Source organism: Streptomyces aurantiaciflavus, assembly GCF_049808595.1.
Taxonomy (GTDB): Bacteria; Actinomycetota; Actinomycetes; order Streptomycetales; family Streptomycetaceae; genus Streptomyces.
Window position 1 is genome coordinate 25,553 of sequence record NZ_JBNCAQ010000019.1, and the last position, 18,103, is coordinate 43,655.

Sequence of the window (18,103 nt, forward strand, 5' to 3'; positions counted from 1 at the left end):
GCGACCAGCCACAGACCGCCCGCACCCGGCGACGAACAGCACCCCTGCGGAGTTCCCCGCCCCCCCAGCGGAGCGCGTAGCCTTGCCGCCCGTGACCGCAACCCTCATCTGGATCCTCGTCGTCCTCGTCGCCATCGGCCTGTACCTGAGCTGGACGGCGGGGCGGCTGGACCGGCTGCACGCCCGCATCGACGCCGCCCGCGCCGCGCTGGACGCGCAACTGCTGCGCAGGGCGTCCGTGGCCCAGGAACTGGCCACCTCGGGGGTGCTGGATCCGGCCGCGTCGATCGTGTTGTACGAGGCCGCGCACGCCGCCCGGCAGGCCGAGGAGGAACAGCGGGAGGTCGCCGAGAGCGAGCTCAGCCAGGCGCTGCGCGCGGTCTTCGCGGACGCGCGGCAGGTCGAGGTCGTCCGCGAGGTGCCCGGGGGAGAGGCCGCGGCCCACGAGCTGACGGAGGCGGTCCGCCGGGTCCCCATGGCGCGCCGCTTCCACAACGACGCCGTGGGCGCCGCCCGCAGGCTGCGCGAGCACCGCAAGGTGCGCTGGTTCCGGCTGGCCGGACACGCCCCCTTCCCGATGGCCTTCGAGATGGACGACGAGCCGCCGGCCGCGCTCGCCGACCGCGCGGGATAGCGCGACGGCCCGCCGCGGCGCGTCGTCCTCGGCGCGCCGACCGTCGAGGAAACGCCGGCCAGCCGCACCGGGCCGCACCGTGAGCCGAAAAGGATCCACCGGCTTCCCATTGGCCCTTGCTGTGGACTGGTCCACTCGCGTTTCCTCGGTGCTTGCAGAAAACCCTCTTTCCCTTCAGTGAGGTCAACCCGTGTCCATCACCGAGAACCAGGCTCCCGAGACCGGCACCGCGCGCGTGAAGCGTGGCATGGCCGAGCAGCTCAAGGGTGGCGTGATCATGGACGTCGTCACGCCGGAGCAGGCGAAGATCGCCGAGGACGCGGGCGCCGTGGCCGTCATGGCCCTGGAGCGGGTACCGGCCGACATCCGCAAGGACGGCGGCGTGGCCCGCATGTCCGACCCGGACATGATCGAGGGCATCATCGACGCCGTCTCGATCCCGGTCATGGCCAAGTCCCGCATCGGCCACTTCGTCGAGGCCCAGGTCCTGCAGTCCCTCGGCGTCGACTACATCGACGAGTCGGAGGTCCTCACCCCGGCCGACGAGGTCAACCACTCCGACAAGTGGGCGTTCACCACCCCGTTCGTCTGCGGCGCCACCAACCTGGGCGAGGCCCTGCGCCGTATCGCCGAGGGCGCCGCGATGATCCGCTCCAAGGGCGAGGCCGGCACCGGCAACGTCGTCGAGGCCGTCCGCCACCTGCGCCAGATCAAGAACGAGATCGCGAAGCTGCGCGGCTTCGACAACCACGAGCTGTACGCCGCCGCCAAGGAGCTGCGCGCCCCGTACGAGCTGGTCAAGGAGGTCGCCGAGCTGGGCAAGCTCCCGGTCGTGCTGTTCTCCGCCGGTGGCGTGGCCACTCCGGCCGACGCCGCGCTCATGCGCCAGCTCGGCGCCGAGGGCGTCTTCGTCGGCTCCGGCATCTTCAAGTCCGGTGACCCCGCCAAGCGCGCCGCCGCCATCGTCAAGGCGACCACCTTCTACGACGACCCCAAGATCATCGCGGACGCGTCCCGCAACCTGGGCGAGGCCATGGTCGGCATCAACTGCGACACCCTCCCGGAGACCGAGCGCTACGCCAACCGCGGCTGGTGAGGACTGCTGGTAGTCACCCCATGAACACTCCTGTCACAGGCGTCCTGGCCCTCCAGGGCGACGTACGGGAGCACCTCATCGCCCTGGCCGCGGCCGACGCCGTGGCCAGGCCGGTGCGGCGCCCCGAGGAACTCGCCGAGGTCGACGGCCTGGTCATCCCCGGCGGCGAGTCCACGACCATCTCCAAGCTGGCCATCCTGTTCGGCGTGATGGAGCCGCTCCGCGCGCGCGTGCGGGCCGGTATGCCCGTCTACGGCACCTGCGCGGGCATGATCATGCTCGCCGACAAGATCCTCGACCCGCGCTCGGGCCAGGAGACCGTCGGCGGCATCGACATGATCGTGCGCCGCAACGCCTTCGGACGGCAGAACGAGTCCTTCGAGGCGGCGGTCCACGTGCAGGGCGTCGAGGGCGATCCCGTGGAGGGCGTCTTCATCCGTGCCCCCTGGGTGGAGTCCGTCGGCGCCGGGGCCGAGGTGCTCGCCGAGCACGACGGTCACATCGTCGCGGTACGCCAGGGCAACGCGCTCGCCACGTCGTTCCACCCGGAGCTGACCGGCGACCACCGCGTGCACTCCCTGTTCGTCGACATGGTGCGCGCCAACGCCGTCGCCGAGTCCTTGTAGGATCTCTGGCGTTCGTTATGTGGATGGTTACGCGAAGGAGACAGGCAGATGTCCGGCCACTCTAAATGGGCTACGACGAAGCACAAGAAGGCCGTGATCGACGCCAAGCGCGGCAAGCTCTTCGCGAAGCTGATCAAGAACATCGAGGTCGCCGCGCGGATGGGCGGCGTCGACCTGGACGGCAACCCGACGCTCTACGACGCCGTTCAGAAGGCCAAGAAGCAGTCGGTGCCGAACAAGAACATCGACTCCGCGATCAAGCGCGGCGGCGGTCTCGAGGCCGGCGGCGCCGACTACGAGACGATCATGTACGAGGGTTACGGCCCGAACGGTGTCGCGGTGCTCATCGAGTGCCTCACCGACAACCGCAACCGCGCCGCCTCCGACGTCCGCGTCGCCATGACCCGCAACGGCGGCTCCATGGCCGACCCGGGCTCGGTGTCGTACCTCTTCAACCGCAAGGGCGTCGTCATCGTCCCCAAGGGCGAGCTCAGCGAGGACGACGTCCTCGCCGCCGTCCTGGACGCGGGCGCCGAGGAAGTCAACGACCTCGGCGAGAACTTCGAGGTGCTCAGCGAGGCCACCGACCTGGTCGCGGTCCGCACGGCCCTTCAGGACGCCGGCATCGACTACGACTCCGCGGAGGCCAACTTCGTCCCGACCATGCAGGTCGAGCTGGACGAGGAGGGCGCCAAGAAGATCTTCAAGCTGATCGACGCGCTCGAGGACAGCGACGACGTGCAGAACGTCTTCGCCAACTTCGACGTCAGCGACGAAGTCATGGAGAAGGTCGACGCCTGAGCCGCGCTCACGCTCGAACGGGCCGACGGGACACCCCCGTCGGCCCGTCGCTTTGTCAGTGGCACCCGATAGCCTGCACGAACTGGGGGTACGCCCAGCGGAGCCGGGGAGATCGAAGGGAGGGCGCGTGCGCGTACTGGGGGTGGACCCGGGACTGACACGGTGCGGTGTCGGCGTCGTCGAAGGGGTCGCGGGGCGCCCGCTCACCATGCTCGGCGTCGGTGTCGTCCGTACGCCCGCCGACGCCGAGTTGGGCCACCGCCTCGTCGCGATCGAGCAGGGCATCGAGCAGTGGCTGGACGAGCACCGGCCCGAATACGTCGCCGTGGAGCGGGTGTTCAGCCAGCACAACGTCCGTACGGTCATGGGCACCGCCCAGGCCAGCGCCGTCGCCATGCTCTGCGCCGCCCGCCGCGGCATCCCCGTCGCCCTCCACACACCCAGCGAGGTCAAGGCCGCCGTCACCGGCAGCGGCCGCGCCGACAAGGCCCAGGTCGGCGCCATGGTGACACGCCTGCTGCGGCTCAGCGCGCCCCCCAAACCCGCCGACGCCGCCGACGCGCTCGCCCTCGCCATCTGCCACATCTGGCGCGCCCCCGCGCAGAACCGACTCCAGCAGGCCGTCGCCCTGCACGCAACGAAAGGCCGTACGGCATGATCGCCTTCGTGAGCGGCACGGTCGCCGCACTCGCCCCCGACGCCGCGGTCGTCGAGGTCGGCGGTGTCGGCATGGCCGTGCAGTGCACGCCGAACACCCTGTCCACGCTCCGCATCGGCCGGCCCGCCAAGCTCGCCACGTCCCTCGTCGTCCGCGAGGACTCCCTGACCCTGTACGGCTTCGCCGACGACGACGAGCGGCAGGTCTTCGAACTGCTCCAGACGGCCAGCGGCGTCGGCCCGCGCCTGGCTCAGGCCATGCTGGCCGTGCACACCCCGGACGCCCTGCGCAGAGCCGTCGCCACCGGCGACGAGAAGGCGCTCATCGCCGTCCCCGGCATCGGCAAGAAGGGCGCCCAGAAGCTGCTGCTGGAGCTGAAGGACCGCCTGGGCGAGCCGACCGGCGCCCCCGCGATCGGCTCGCCGGTCACCCAGGGCTGGCGCGACCAGCTGCACGCGGCGCTGATCGGCCTCGGGTACGCGACCCGGGAGGCGGACGAGGCCGTCGCCGCGGTCGCCCCCCAGGCCGAGGCCGCCGAGACCACGCCCCAGGTGGGGCAGCTGCTGAGGGCCGCCCTGCAGACCCTGAACAGAGCCCGCTGAGCCGCTCACGCTCACGACCGCCCTCGCCGAACGACCCCGAGACCCCGAGGCACACTCCTTGCTGTGCCGTCCCGGAGGGCGACCCCCGGCCGATCGGCACCCGGCATCACCCAGCTAGGAGAACGTCAGTGAACTGGGACGACCCGACCGACGCCGCCCCCGAGGGGCTCGCCGGCCCCGCCGCGGAGCGGCTGGTGGGCTCTGTCGCCGACCGCGAGGACCAGGCCGTCGAGGCCGCCCTGCGCCCCAAGGACCTGGGCGAGTTCATCGGCCAGGAGAAGGTCCGCGAACAGCTCGACCTCGTCCTGCGCGCCGCACGCGCGCGGGGCGCCACCGCCGACCACGTCCTGCTCTCCGGCGCCCCCGGCCTCGGCAAGACCACCCTGTCGATGATCATCGCCGCCGAGATGGGCGCCCCGATCCGCATCACGTCCGGCCCCGCCATCCAGCACGCCGGTGACCTCGCCGCGATCCTCTCCTCCCTCCAGGAGGGCGAGGTTCTCTTCCTCGACGAGATCCACCGCATGTCGCGGCCCGCCGAGGAGATGCTCTACATGGCGATGGAGGACTTCCGTGTCGACGTCATCGTCGGCAAGGGCCCCGGCGCCACCGCCATCCCGCTCGAACTGCCCCCGTTCACCCTGGTCGGCGCCACCACGCGCGCGGGCCTGCTGCCGCCCCCGCTGCGCGACCGCTTCGGCTTCACCGCCCACATGGAGTTCTACGAGCCGGCCGAACTGCAGCGCGTCATCCACCGCTCGGCGAACCTCCTCGACGTCGAGATCGACACCGACGGCGCCGCCGAGATCGCCGGCCGCTCCCGTGGCACGCCCCGGATCGCCAACCGCCTGCTGCGCCGCGTCCGCGACTACGCGCAGGTCAAGGCCGACGGCGTCATCACGCGCGAGATCGCCTCCGCGGCCCTCGCCGTCTACGAGGTCGACGCCCGCGGCCTGGACCGCCTCGACCGCGCGGTCCTGGAGGCCCTGCTGAAGCTGTTCGGGGGCGGGCCGGTCGGCCTGTCCACGCTCGCCGTCGCGGTGGGGGAGGAGCGCGAGACCGTCGAGGAGGTCGCCGAGCCCTTCCTGGTCCGCGAGGGCCTCCTGGCCCGCACCCCGCGCGGCCGGGTCGCCACCCCCGCCGCCTGGACCCACCTCGGTCTCACCCCGCCCCGCCCCACCGGCGCGGGGAGCGGACAGCAGGACCTGTTCGGTGCTTGACGGCACGGGATGTCCCCCACGTGTCACCGGCGTCGGCCGGACAACGGCGAGGGCATTCGCGGGGTCAGGAACCCAGGTGCCATGCTGAACGTTGTTCCCTGCGCGCGGACTCGCTTAGACTCCGCCGATGCCGCCCTTGTCGGCAGCACACATACCCCCAACCATCAGGCCGCTCACCATCGCGGTCGCGTGAAGGAAGTACCGACCCGTGAGTCTCGTGACCCTCCTCCCGTTCATCGTGCTCATCGGGGCCATGTTCCTGATGACCCGGTCGGCGAAGAAGAAGCAGCAGCAGGCCGTGGACATGCGCAACCAGATGCAGCCCGGTAGCGGTGTCCGCACCATCGGGGGCATGTACGCGACGGTCAAGGAGGTCAACGAGGACACGGTCCTCGTCGACGCCGGCCCGGGGGTGGAGCTGCTCTTCGCGAAGAACGCGATCGGCGCCGTCCTGTCCGACGACGAGTACAACCGCATCGTCCACGGCATCGAGCACGACCTGAAGTCCGACTCCGACGTCGTCCCGGACGACGCCTCCTCCCTCACCGAGGCCGACGAGCCCGCCGACGCTGCCGCCGCCTCCGACGACAAGCCCGTCGACTTCGGCAAGAAGGACGAGGCCGAGGAGCAGACCGCCGAGGCCGACGAACAGCCGAAGAAGACCGACGGCGACTCCGACGCGAAGAAGTAGTCACGTCCCCGGGGCACGCGGGTGCGACCCGCGTGCCCCGGGGCGCGCGCAATCTCGCACATAGGGGATCCCGACACCATGTCATGGCCGTCGCCGCGCTGACCCGGCGCGGGGCGGCCCGAGAGGGAGTACGAGAAGGTGGCAGCACCTAAAAAGGGCCGGAACGCGAGCGCCCAGAGCAAGCCGGGGCGCTCGCTGGCCCTGATCCTGATCGCCATCGTGGCGCTCACCGGAGGCATGTTCCTCTCCGGGAACACCACTCCGCGTCTCGGCATCGACCTTGCCGGCGGTACGAGCATCACGCTCCGTGCGGTCCCCGAGGCCGGCCAGGAATCCGCGATCAACAAGACCAACATGGACACCGCGGTCGACATCATGAACCGTCGTGTCAATGGCCTTGGTGTCACGGAGGCCGAAGTTCAGACCCAGGGCGACGCGAACATCATCGTCAACATCCCCAAGGGCACGAACGCCAAGGAAGCCCGGGCACAGGTCGGCACCACCGCCAAGCTGTACTTCCGTCCGGTCCTGGCCAGCGAGCCCTCCGGCTCCGCCGCGAGCGCCTCGCCGAGCCCCTCCGCCAGCGGCTCCGCCACCGCCTCGCCGAGCCCCTCCGCGAGCGCCTCCGGCCAGAAGGCCACCTCCTCCACGCCGTCGGCCTCCGCCACCTCCCAGGGCCGCGCCGTCACCGACGGACTGAAGGCCGACTCGACCCCGTCGGCGTCGGCGAGCGCCACCGCCTCCGCCAGCCCGTCGGCCTCCGCCGGCGGCGGCGCGACCAGCGAGGCCGCGCTCCAGGCCCAGTACGCGAACCTGGACTGCTCCAAGGAGTCGGTCCGCACCAAGGCCGGCGAGGGCGCCAAGCCCACCGACTCGACCGTGGGCTGCGGCGAGGTCCAGGGGGCCTGGTACAAGTACCTGCTCGGCCCGGCCGCCGTCGACGGCACCGAGGTCGACAAGGCCCAGGCGGTCTTCGACACGCAGACCGCCGCCGGCTGGCAGGTCACGATGAAGTTCAGCTCCAAGGGCGCGAAGAAGTTCGCGGACATCACCGGCAAGCTCGCCCAGAACAGCCCCCCGCAGAACGAGTTCGGCATCGTCCTCGACGGCGAGGTCGTCTCCAGCCCGTACGTCAACTCCGCCATCACCGGCGGCCAGGCGCAGATCTCCGGCAGCTTCACGCAGGAGGAGGCGCAGAGCCTCGCCAACATGCTGTCGTACGGCGCCCTGCCGCTGACCTTCAAGGAGGACAGCGTCACCACGGTGACCGCCGCCCTCGGTGGTGAGCAGCTGCACGCCGGTCTGATCGCCGGCGCGATCGGCCTCGCCCTGGTCGTGCTCTACCTGGTCGTCTACTACCGCGGCCTGTCGCTCATCGCCATCGCCTCGCTGCTCGTCTCCGCGGCCCTGACCTACGTGATCATGTCGCTGCTCGGCCCGGCCATCGGCTTCGCGCTGAACCTGCCGGCCGTCTGCGGCGCCATCGTCGCGATCGGTATCACGGCGGACTCGTTCATCGTGTACTTCGAACGCGTCCGGGACGAGATCCGTGAGGGCCGCTCGCTGCGCCCCGCCGTCGAGCGGGCCTGGCCGCGCGCCCGGCGCACCATCCTGGTCTCCGACTTCGTGTCGTTCCTCGCCGCCGCGGTGCTGTTCGTCGTCACCGTCGGCAAGGTCCAGGGCTTCGCGTTCACGCTCGGCCTGACCACCCTGCTCGACGTGGTCGTCGTGTTCCTGTTCACCAAGCCGCTGCTGACGATCCTGGCGCGGCGGAAGTTCTTCGCGAACGGCCACAGCTGGTCCGGTCTCGACCCCAAGCGCCTCGGCGCCAAGCCCCCGCTGCGCCGGACCCGCCGCCCCGCCCCCGCTGGCCCTGTCGACCCGAAGGAGGCCTGAGATGTCGAAACTCGGCAACCTCGGCGCCCGACTGCACCGTGGCGAGGTCGGCTACGACTTCGTCGGCAACCGCAAGATCTGGTACGGCATCTCGATCCTGATCACCATCACGGCCATCGTCGGCCTGGCGGTGCGCGGCCTGAACATGGGCATCGAGTTCCAGGGCGGAGCGGTCTTCACGACCCCGAAGACCAGCGTCTCGGTCGCGCAGGCCGAGGAGTACGCGGAATCGGCGTCCGGCCACGACGCGATCGTCCAGAAGCTCGGCAACGGAAGCCTGCGCATCCAGGTCGCGGGCATCGACACCGGCGCGGCCGACAAGGTCTCGGCGGAGCTGGCCCGCGACATGCACCTCGCGGAGAAGGACGTCACCGGTGAGCTGGTCGGCCCCAGCTGGGGCGAGCAGATCGCCAACAAGGCCTGGCAGGGCCTCGCCATCTTCCTGGTCCTCGTCGTGATCTATCTGGCCATCGCCTTCGAGTGGCGGATGGCGCTCGCCGCGTTCGTCGCGCTGATCCACGACATCACCATCACGGTCGGCATCTACGCCCTGGTGGGCTTCGAGGTCACCCCCGGCACGGTGATCGGTCTGCTGACGATCCTCGGTTACTCGCTCTACGACACGGTCGTCGTCTTCGACAGCCTCAAGGAGCAGACGAAGGACATCACCAAGCAGACCCGCTGGACCTACAGCGACGTCGCCAACCGGTCGATCAACAGCACGCTGGTCCGGTCCATCAACACCACGGTGGTCGCGCTGCTGCCGGTGGCGGGTCTGCTGTTCATCGGTGGCGGTGTGCTCGGCGCCGGCATGCTCAACGACATCTCGCTGTCGCTGTTCGTCGGCCTCGCGGCCGGTGCGTACTCCTCGATCTTCATCGCCACGCCGCTCGTCGCCGACCTCAAGGAACGCGAGCCGGCGATGAAGGCCCTCAAGAAGCGCGTCCTGGCCAAGCGTGCCCAGGCCGCGACCGACGAGGAGATCACGGAGTCCCACGACACCGACGCCTACGACGACGAGCCGGAGGGCGCCGCCGCGGTCGTCGGCCCGCGCTCCCAGCCCGCCTCCCGCAGCCGGGGCCGCGGTCGACCCTCGGGGAAGCGCCGATGACGGACATCAAGGAGCTGCTGCTCAGCCGCATCCGTGACGTGGCCGACTACCCGCAGCCGGGGGTGATGTTCAAGGACATCACTCCGCTGCTCGCGGACCCGGCGGCGTTCACCGCGCTCACCGACACGTTCGCCGAGATCGCCGAGCGCGCCGGCGCCACCAAGGTCGTCGGCCTGGAGGCCCGGGGCTTCATCCTCGGCGCTCCGGTCGCCGTCCGCGCCGGCCTCGGCTTCGTCCCCGTCCGCAAGGCGGGCAAGCTCCCCGGAGCCACCCTCGCCCAGGCCTACGACCTGGAGTACGGCTCGGCCGAGATCGAGATCCACGCCGAGGACCTCACCGTCGACGACCGCATCCTGATCGTCGACGACGTCCTCGCCACCGGTGGTACCGCCGAGGCGTCGATCCAGCTCATCCATCGCGCGGGCGCCGAGGTCGCGGGCGTCGCCGTGCTGATGGAACTCGGCTTCCTGGACGGTCGCGCCCGCCTCGAGCCGGCGCTGGCCGGCGCCCCGCTGGAGGCGCTGCTCACCATCTGAGCCAGGCGGTGTCGAGAGGGCGGGCCCCGAGGATCGGGGCCCGCCCTCTCGCATGCCGGCGCGGGCGAAGGCGGCGGCGACGGAGGAGACGGCCGGGACGACTGCGTGGCCGTGGGGCCGGAATTTACTCATGTGTCGCCGCGCGCTTCTGCGTCGGCTCCATCGGCACGGCCTGAGCACCGGTCTTCCCACGGGGAGAACGACCACCGGCAACAGGTGAAGAGGCGTGGGGCGGGCCCGGAGGAATCCGGCGCCCGCCCCTTGCGTTTCTCCGGTAGACCGTCCTCACATCCGCCTGGAGGCGATCCTGTGGCCCAGGATCGCTACGATGGGTGCTCCGGAGCCTGACCGGGGGACCCGGATCGCGCACGAGGAGCCCTCTTGCCAGACGAGGCCCAGCACCTGACCGCCGCCAAGCCCGAGTCCGCCTCGGCGCCCGCGGCCACGCCCGCGTCGCAAGCGCAGAACGCCGCTCGCGGGCCGGTCGAGCACGACCGTTCCGCGCCCGTCGACAAGCCGGCAGAGCAGCCCCGCCCCAAACCGGCCCCGCCCGAGCGCCCCTCGGCCACGCCCGCCACCCGCCCGGCAGCCGCGCAGCCGCCCGCCCGCTCCGGTTCCTCCAACCGCGTCCGCGCCCGCCTCGCCCGCCTCGGCGTCCAGCGCGCGAACCCCTACAACCCGGTGCTGGAGCCGCTGCTGCGGATAGTGCGCAGCAACGACCCGAAGATCGAGACGTCGACGCTGCGGCAGATCGAGCGCGCCTACCAGGTCGCCGAGCGCTGGCACCGCGGCCAGAAGCGCAAGAGCGGCGACCCGTACATCACGCACCCCCTCGCCGTGACCACGATCCTCGCCGAGCTCGGCATGGATCCGGCCACCCTGATGGCGGGCCTGCTCCACGACACCGTCGAGGACACCGAGTACGGCCTGGACGACCTGCGCCGCGACTTCGGCGATGTGGTCGCCCTCCTCGTCGACGGCGTCACCAAGCTGGACAAGGTCAAGTTCGGCGAGGCCGCACAGGCCGAGACCGTGCGCAAGATGGTCGTCGCCATGGCCAAGGACCCGCGCGTCCTGGTCATCAAGCTCGCCGACCGCCTGCACAACATGCGCACCATGCGCTACCTCAAGCGCGAGAAGCAGGAGAAGAAAGCGCGCGAGACCCTCGAGATCTACGCGCCGCTTGCTCACCGCCTCGGCATGAACACCATCAAGTGGGAACTGGAGGACCTCGCCTTCGCGATCCTCTACCCCAAGATGTACGACGAAATCGTACGGCTGGTGGCCGAGAGAGCACCGAAGCGTGACGAGTACCTGGCCATAGTGACCGACGAGGTCCAGGCCGACCTGCGCGCCGCCCGTATCAAGGCGACCGTCACCGGCCGCCCGAAGCACTACTACAGCGTCTACCAGAAGATGATCGTCCGCGGCCGTGACTTCGCGGAGATCTACGACCTGGTGGGCATCCGCGTCCTCGTGGACACCGTCCGCGACTGCTACGCCGCCCTCGGCACCGTCCACGCGCGATGGAACCCGGTCCCCGGCCGGTTCAAGGACTACATCGCGATGCCCAAGTTCAACATGTACCAGTCGCTGCACACGACGGTCATCGGTCCCAACGGCAAACCGGTCGAACTCCAGATCCGCACGTTCGACATGCACCGCCGCGCCGAGTACGGCATCGCCGCGCACTGGAAGTACAAGCAGGAGGCCGTTGCCGGCGCCTCCAAGGTCCGCACGGACGCGCCCAAGTCGTCGGCCAAGGACAAGGACGCCATCAACGACATGGCGTGGCTGCGGCAGCTCCTCGACTGGCAGAAGGAGACCGAGGACCCCAGCGAGTTCCTGGAGTCGCTGCGCTTCGACCTCTCCCGCAACGAGGTCTTCGTCTTCACCCCGAAGGGTGATGTCATCGCGCTCCCCGCCGGCGCGACGCCGGTGGACTTCGCGTACGCGGTCCACACGGAGGTCGGCCACCGCACCATAGGGGCCCGGGTCAACGGCAGGCTCGTACCGCTCGAGTCGACCCTGGACAACGGCGACCTGGTCGAGGTCTTCACCTCCAAGGCGCCCGGCGCGGGCCCCTCCCGCGACTGGCTGGGATTCGTCAAGTCGCCGCGGGCCCGCAACAAGATCCGTGCCTGGTTCTCCAAGGAACGGCGCGACGAGGCGATCGAGCAGGGCAAGGACGCCATCGCACGCGCGATGCGCAAGCAGAACCTGCCGATCCAGCGCATCCTCACCGGCGACTCGCTGGTCACCCTGGCGCACGAGATGCGCTACCCGGACATCTCCTCGCTGTACGCGGCGATCGGCGAGGGCCATGTGGCCGCGCAGAACGTCGTACAGAAGCTGGTGCAGGCCCTCGGCGGCGAGGAGGCGGCCACCGAGGAGATCGACGAGGCGGTCCCGCCGTCCCGCACCCGCGGCCGCAAGCGGCGCAGCAACCAGGACCCCGGTGTCGTGGTCAAGGGCGTCGAGGACGTCTGGGTCAAGCTGGCCCGCTGCTGTACGCCCGTGCCCGGCGACCCGATCATCGGCTTCGTCACGCGAGGTAGTGGTGTATCGGTTCACCGCAGTGACTGCGTCAACGTGGAGTCACTGTCCCGGGAGCCCGAGCGCATCCTCGACGTCGAGTGGGCGCCGACGCAGTCCTCGGTGTTCCTGGTCGCGATCCAGGTCGAGGCCCTGGACCGCTCCCGGCTCCTGTCGGACGTCACCCGCGTCCTGTCCGACCAGCACGTCAACATCCTCTCGGCGGCCGTCCAGACCTCCCGCGACCGCGTCGCCACCTCCCGCTTCACCTTCGAGATGGGCGACCCCAAACACCTGGGCCACGTCCTGAAGGCCGTCCGCGGAGTCGAGGGCGTCTACGACGTCTACCGGGTGACGTCGGCGCGGCGGCCCTGATCGTCTGAGGTCCGACAGAGGAAAAACGGGGGGATCGATGGCCGTGGGAGCCCTATCTGTCGGCACGGAGATCGACGGGCGGTACCGCGCCGTCCGTCCGATCGGCCGTGGCGGCATGGGCGAGGTGTGGGAAGCCCGGGACGAACGTCTCGACCGGCGGGTCGCCGTCAAACTCATTCGCGCCGATCTCGCGCACGAGAGTGTCGCGGCAAGGTTCCGGCGGGAGGCGAAGGTGCTGGCCCGCATCCAGCACCCGAACATCGTCGCCGTCCACGACATCGGGATCCGGGACACCCAGCCGTACATCGTGATGGAACTGCTCGAAGGGCTCGACCTGGACAGCGTGCTCGATGAGGGCCCCCTCGACCCGGCGCTCGTCCGCGCTGTCGCCGCCGGCATGTGCGAGGGCCTGCAGGCCGCCCACGAGGCCGGTGTCCTGCACCGTGACATCAAGCCGAGCAATGTCCATCTGACCCGGCAGGGCCGGGTCGTGCTGCAGGACTTCGGCATCGCCGCCCTGCTGGTCGGCGACATCGCGGACACCGCCCTGACGGTGACCGGACAGATCGTCGGCACACCCCAGTACATGCCGCCCGAGTTGGTGCAGAGCCACGCAGTGGGCCCGCCGGCCGACCTCTATTCGGTGGGCGCGTGCATGTACGCCATGCTCACGGGCAGGGCGCCGTTGCCTGCGGACTCGGCGTTCGCGGTTCTGTACAAGGTCGTCAACGAGGGGCTGCCCGACCTGTCCGGTGAGGTTCCCGGCGTTCCCGAGGACCTGGCCCGGCTGGTCACGGACCTCGTCCGGATCGTGCCGGACCAGCGGCCGACGATCCAGGAGGTCGTCGGGAGGCTCCAGGCACCTGCCGACGCAGAGGCCCTGATCGCCGCCGCTGTCACGGGCGGCGTGCGCGACCGTGCGATACGCCGGTTCCATGAGGCCGTGACCTCCGTGGCCGACGAGGACGAGGCCTCCCGGATCGAACGGCCGGAGCCGGACACGCCGTATCCGGCCGTCGGCGACGGGCCGTCGCTCGAGCTGGGCCTCAGCCGGGTCACGCGGCAGCACATCCTGAGCGCCATGACCCCTCAGACCGCCGAAGTCCGGCTGCGTGAAGCGGTGGGGCTGGTCCTGCGCGGTGAACTCGCGGACGCGGGCGAACTGCTGGCCGCCGTGCAGGTGGTGTGCGACCGGGTGCTCGGGGCCGAGCATCCCACCACGCTGACCGCGCGCTACTGGTACGCGGTGTGCCTGGCCCGGCTGGGCGCGGCGGGAGAGGCGCTCACGGCCTTCTCGAACGTCATGGACAGAACGGTCCGCGCAGGCCTGGGCCACGCCGCACCACGGTCGCTCGAAGGGACCGGAGCAAGCGGTGCCGGAAGACGAGGCACGGAAGAATGAGCGGGGGAACGTTGACGACCATCCAGGTCACGTTAGGGACCGAGGGCGACAACGAGGAGGACCTGCGGTCGCTGTTGCGGTGGCTGACCGCGGACGAGGTAACCGGTCGGCACCTGCGCGGCGCACTCGTGGACGCGCAGCCGGCCCACCCCGAGCACATGGGCGGTCAGCTGGACGTGCTCAGCCTGGCCGTCAGCAGCCTGCTGGGCGCCGCGCAACTGGCCATGGCCGTGGTGCAGTGGCGTGCCGCCCGCCGTAGCAGCCCCACGGTGACGGTGCACCGGAACGGCACTCGCCTGGACATCCACGCGGCAGACCCGGAAACCGTGCGCCGTCTGGCCCTTCTGCTCGCCGACGACGGGGACGGCGATGCCGGGGCTGCCTGATCCTTCCGCCTCGGCCGCGGTGCTGATCGGCACGTCCGCCTACCGCAATCTCCCGCAACTGCCGGCGGTCGAGAACAACACCTCCGACCTGGCGGCCGTACTCAGAGACGCCACGGTGTGGGGGCTCCCCGAGGCGCGTTGCAGGGTGATCCGTGACCCGTCGACGCCACAGGCGTTGCTCGATCCCGTCTACGAACTCGGGGCGGAGACCACGGACACGCTGCTCGTGTACTACTGCGGCCACGGGCTCCGCGACAGCGACACGGCGGACCTCTATCTGGCACTGACGGACTCCCGCGACGGTGCCGGTCACACGGCGACCGCATATCGTTACGTCCGCTCCGCACTGCGCAGTTCGGTCGCGCGACGCAAGATCGTGATCCTGGACTGCTGCTTCAGCGGCCGGGCGACCGGCATGCTTGCCGACACCGAGGAACTGGCGGCACAAGCAGTCATCGACGGTGCCTACGTCCTGACGGCGTCACCGCGTGACCACTTCGCACTGGCCCCCGAAGGCGAACCGCACACCGCCTTCACCGGCGAACTGCTGCACGTCCTGCGCAACGGCATCCAGGACGCCCCGGAAACGCTGGACCTCGAGACGCTGTACCGCGAACTCGCCTCGAGGCTGTTGTCGAAGAACCGCCCGCGCCCGCAACGGAGCCAGGAGAACGACGTCGGACGGTTGCCCCTGGTCCGCAACCGAGCCCGGGCGACGACCACCACAGCAGCCGGACCGGTCATCGACATCGAGGTGCAGACCGCGATGATGGCGACCGGCCTCCATCTTGCCCGGTTGCTGCGTTCCGTCGGCCGCAACCGCGACGCCCTGCCGATTCTCCGGATGATCCTGCAGGCGAGGGTGCCCGAAGCCGAGGGCGACAGCGTGGCCGTGCATCTGGAGCTGGCGGAGCTGCTGACGGAGTCGGGTCAGGACAAGGAAGCCATCGAGACGCTGGAGGCGGCGTTCCGTCAGACGCACAAACGGTTCGGCCCGGAGGCTCTCGCCGTCTGCCGTCGGCTCGCCGAACTTCTCCAGGCCGCGGGAAACCACCGTCAGGCCTGCGACGTGCTCAGACACGCCCTGGACAGCCTCGACGTCAGCACGGCACGGGACGCGGAGCTCAGCCCTTGACGCACGGACGGGCCCGTGTACACCTCGGGGGTGCACACGGGCCCGTCGTCGCCGTTCCGGCGCTCGGCCGGAGAAACTCAGCCGCCGAACTCCTGCAGACCCTTCAGCGCCTGGTCCAGCAGCGCCTGACGGCCCTCGAGCTCCCGCTCCAGCTTGTCGGCCTTGGCGGTGTTGCCCTGGGCGCGCGCCTGCTCGATCTGGCCCTTCAGCTTGTCCACGGCCGCCTGGAGCTGACCGGTCAGACCCTCGGCACGCGCGCGAGCCTCCGGGTTGGTCCGGCGCCACTCGGCCTCCTCGGCCTCCTGGATCGCCCGCTCCACGGCGTGCATCCGGCCCTCGACCTTCGGCCGGGCGTCCCGCGGCACATGGCCGATGGCCTCCCAGCGCTCGTTGATCGAGCGGAACGCGGCACGCGCCGCCTTCAGGTCCTCGATCGGCAGGAGCTTCTCGGCCTCCTCGGCCAGCCCCTCCTTCAGCTTCAGGTTCTCTCCCTGCTCGGCGTCCCGCTCGGCGAAGACCGAGCTGCGGGCGGCGAAGAAGACGTCCTGGGCGCCGCGGAAGCGGTTCCACAGGTCGTCCTCGTGCTCCCGCTGGGCCCGGCCCGCGGCCTTCCACTCCGCCATCAGTTCGCGGTAGCGCGCGGCCGTCGGACCCCAGTCCGTCGACCCCGACAGCGCCTCGGCCTCGGCGACCAGCCGCTCCTTCGTCCTGCGGGCCTCCTCGCGCTGCGCGTCCAGCTGCGCGAAGTGCGCCTTGCGACGCTTGGAGAACGCCGAGCGCGCGTGCGAGAACCGGTGCCACAGCTCGTCGTCCGACTTGCGGTCGAGGCGCGGCAGGCCCTTCCAGGTGTCCACCAGGGCGCGCAGCCGCTCACCGGCCGCCCGCCACTGGTCGGACTGCGCCAGCTGCTCCGCCTCCGTGACCAGGTCCTCCTTGGCCTTACGGGCCTCGTCGGACTGTTTGGCGCGCTGCTGCTTGCGCTCCTCACGGCGCGCCTCGACGGTCGCCACCAGCTTGTCCAGCCGGGCCCGCAGCGCGTCCAGGTCGCCGACCGCGTGGTGCGCGTCCACCTGCTCGCGCAGGTGGTCGATGGCGACCTGGGCGTCCTTCGACGACAGGTCGGTGGTCTGGACTCGCTTCTCGAGGAGGCCGATCTCGACAACCAGGCCCTCGTACTTGCGCTCGAAGTAGGCCAATGCCTCCTCGGGGGAGCCGGCCTGCCAGGAACCGACGACCTGCTCGCCATCGGCCGTACGCACGTACACGGTCCCCGTCTCGTCGACGCGGCCCCACGGGTCGCTGCTCACAGCGCCTCCTCCACATGATGCCTGCGTGGGGCTTCGGCGCCCCCGGGCATCGTCCACAGTTTCGTCACGGCCAACATAGGCGACCGGCGGGGCGCCTGTCCGCATCCAGCGCGACCGAAATTGCGCTGTTGGCCGCCCTGTCGTCAGGACTTGGTGACCGTCGCCTTGTTGATCACAACCGTCGCGTTCGGAGCGCCGTCACCGGCGCCCGTGCTCTCACCCGCGGCGGCGATCTTCTTCAGCACGGTCATGCCCTCGGCCGACACCGTACCGAACGGTGTGTAGCTGGGCGGGAGCGAGCTGTCCTGGTAGACGAGGAAGAACTGGCTGCCGCCGGTGTGCGCCTGACCGGTGTTGGCCATCGCGACCGTGCCCGCCGGGTAGACGTTGGCCTTGAGGCTCTTGTCCTTCAGGTTCTCGTCCGGGATCGTGTAGCCCGGTCCGCCGCTGCCGCTGCCCGTCGGGTCGCCGCACTGCAGCACGTAGATGCCGTTCGTGGTGAGCCGGTGGCACTTGGTGTGGTCGAAGTAGCCCTTGCTCGCGAGGAAGCTGAACGAGTTCACCGTGTGCGGCGCCGCCGACGCCTTCAGCGCGACGTCTATGTCACCGCAGGTGGTCGCCAGCTTCATGGTGTACTTCGCCGACTTGTCGATCGTCATCGCCGGCTCCTTCTTCCAGCTCTGCGACTTGACCGAGCCCGCGGCGGGCTTCGCGCAGGGGTCCTTGACCGCGCTGGGGGTGGGAGCCGGGGTCGCTTCGGCGCTCGCGTTCGACTTGTCGTCGTCCTTCAGGACGCCCGTGGTGTAGAGGGTCAGGCTGCCCACCAGAATCACGCCGAGCACCGACGCGATCACCGAGTTGCGCACGCGCGCCTTGCGCCGCGCGGCCGTGCGGCGCTGCTGCTGCCGCAAGAACTTCTCCCGGGCGAGCTGACGCTTGCGCTGTTCCTGGGTGACCACCGGGTTCTCTCCTCATGCGTCTCGTCTGTCCACCGGTACGCGTGCGTCCTGTGAGCCGACCGCCTGCGTGTGCCCCGTACCGTATATGGGTTCGCTGAGGAAACGGCAGCGCCGGTAGGCTCTGACGACGGGC

General features: G+C 70.4%; 17 protein-coding genes. 15 read left to right on the forward strand and 2 right to left on the reverse strand.

Translation table 11 applies throughout. The annotated features are described in order from the left end of the window. The first annotated feature begins 82 nt into the window (after positions 1-82). The 15 genes from ACPT94_RS22935 (at position 83) to ACPT94_RS23005 (ending at position 15,704) form a co-directional block, all read left to right on the forward strand. Positions 83-634: a LemA family protein gene (locus ACPT94_RS22935; RefSeq protein WP_360345083.1), complete on the forward strand. Its 552-nt coding sequence runs from the start codon at positions 83-85 to the stop codon at positions 632-634. A 247-nt stretch (positions 635-881) separates the two neighbouring features. Beyond that, positions 882-1,730 (forward strand): pyridoxal 5'-phosphate synthase lyase subunit PdxS, encoded by an 849-nt coding sequence (gene pdxS, locus ACPT94_RS22940; protein ID WP_229816044.1) that lies wholly within the window; start codon positions 882-884, stop codon positions 1,728-1,730. A gap of 20 nt (positions 1,731-1,750) precedes the next feature. Next, a complete protein-coding gene (pdxT, locus tag ACPT94_RS22945) occupies positions 1,751-2,356 on the forward strand; it encodes a pyridoxal 5'-phosphate synthase glutaminase subunit PdxT (RefSeq protein WP_360345079.1) in 606 nt (201 codons plus the stop codon). Between the two features lie 48 nt (positions 2,357-2,404). Then, positions 2,405-3,157 carry a YebC/PmpR family DNA-binding transcriptional regulator gene (locus ACPT94_RS22950; RefSeq protein WP_360345077.1) on the forward strand — a complete coding sequence of 251 codons (753 nt, stop codon included), beginning with the start codon at positions 2,405-2,407 and terminating at the stop codon, positions 3,155-3,157. A 127-nt stretch (positions 3,158-3,284) separates the two neighbouring features. After that, the gene (gene ruvC / locus ACPT94_RS22955) at positions 3,285-3,815 is read left to right on the forward strand and encodes a crossover junction endodeoxyribonuclease RuvC (RefSeq protein ID WP_189936571.1); all 531 of its coding nucleotides are present in this window, start codon (positions 3,285-3,287) and stop codon (positions 3,813-3,815) included. Further along, positions 3,812-4,417 (forward strand): Holliday junction branch migration protein RuvA, encoded by a 606-nt coding sequence (ruvA, locus tag ACPT94_RS22960; RefSeq protein WP_360345075.1) that lies wholly within the window; start codon positions 3,812-3,814, stop codon positions 4,415-4,417. The genes ruvC and ruvA overlap by 4 nt, the downstream gene beginning before the upstream one ends. A gap of 128 nt (positions 4,418-4,545) precedes the next feature. Next, on the forward strand, positions 4,546-5,637 hold the full coding sequence (gene ruvB, locus ACPT94_RS22965) for a Holliday junction branch migration DNA helicase RuvB (protein ID WP_360345073.1): 1,092 nt from the start codon (positions 4,546-4,548) through the stop codon (positions 5,635-5,637). 208 nt (positions 5,638-5,845) lie between these two features. Next, on the forward strand, positions 5,846-6,328 hold the full coding sequence (gene yajC, locus ACPT94_RS22970) for a preprotein translocase subunit YajC (RefSeq protein WP_425246721.1): 483 nt from the start codon (positions 5,846-5,848) through the stop codon (positions 6,326-6,328). A 138-nt stretch (positions 6,329-6,466) separates the two neighbouring features. Further along, positions 6,467-8,224, forward strand: coding sequence for a protein translocase subunit SecD (gene secD / locus ACPT94_RS22975; protein ID WP_360345069.1), 1,758 nt, complete (start codon positions 6,467-6,469; stop codon positions 8,222-8,224). 1 nt (position 8,225) lies between these two features. Further along, a complete protein-coding gene (gene secF, locus ACPT94_RS22980) occupies positions 8,226-9,335 on the forward strand; it encodes a protein translocase subunit SecF (RefSeq protein WP_360345067.1) in 1,110 nt (369 codons plus the stop codon). After that, positions 9,332-9,871: an adenine phosphoribosyltransferase gene (locus tag ACPT94_RS22985; RefSeq protein WP_360345065.1), complete on the forward strand. Its 540-nt coding sequence runs from the start codon at positions 9,332-9,334 to the stop codon at positions 9,869-9,871. Before secF ends, ACPT94_RS22985 begins: the two co-directional genes overlap by 4 nt. A gap of 381 nt (positions 9,872-10,252) precedes the next feature. Beyond that, on the forward strand, positions 10,253-12,781 hold the full coding sequence (locus ACPT94_RS22990; RefSeq protein ID WP_360345063.1) for a RelA/SpoT family protein: 2,529 nt from the start codon (positions 10,253-10,255) through the stop codon (positions 12,779-12,781). A gap of 43 nt (positions 12,782-12,824) precedes the next feature. Then, complete coding sequence (locus tag ACPT94_RS22995) at positions 12,825-14,183, forward strand: serine/threonine-protein kinase (protein WP_360345061.1); 1,359 nt, start codon at positions 12,825-12,827, stop codon at positions 14,181-14,183. Positions 14,184-14,194: 11 nt separating this feature from the next. Next, positions 14,195-14,569: an effector-associated constant component EACC1 gene (locus ACPT94_RS23000; protein ID WP_360345059.1), complete on the forward strand. Its 375-nt coding sequence runs from the start codon at positions 14,195-14,197 to the stop codon at positions 14,567-14,569. Continuing rightward, positions 14,553-15,704 carry a caspase, EACC1-associated type gene (locus ACPT94_RS23005; protein WP_425246722.1) on the forward strand — a complete coding sequence of 384 codons (1,152 nt, stop codon included), beginning with the start codon at positions 14,553-14,555 and terminating at the stop codon, positions 15,702-15,704. The genes ACPT94_RS23000 and ACPT94_RS23005 overlap by 17 nt, the downstream gene beginning before the upstream one ends. Positions 15,705-15,781: 77 nt before the next feature. On the opposite strand, the gene ACPT94_RS23010 is transcribed toward ACPT94_RS23005, so the two are convergent. Further along, positions 15,782-17,011 (reverse strand): DUF349 domain-containing protein, encoded by a 1,230-nt coding sequence (locus ACPT94_RS23010; protein WP_360345055.1) that lies wholly within the window; start codon positions 17,009-17,011, stop codon positions 15,782-15,784. Positions 17,012-17,154: 143 nt separating this feature from the next. Continuing rightward, a complete protein-coding gene (locus tag ACPT94_RS23015; RefSeq protein WP_360345053.1) occupies positions 17,155-17,970 on the reverse strand; it encodes a peptidylprolyl isomerase in 816 nt (271 codons plus the stop codon). Positions 17,971-18,103: the final 133 nt, after the last annotated feature.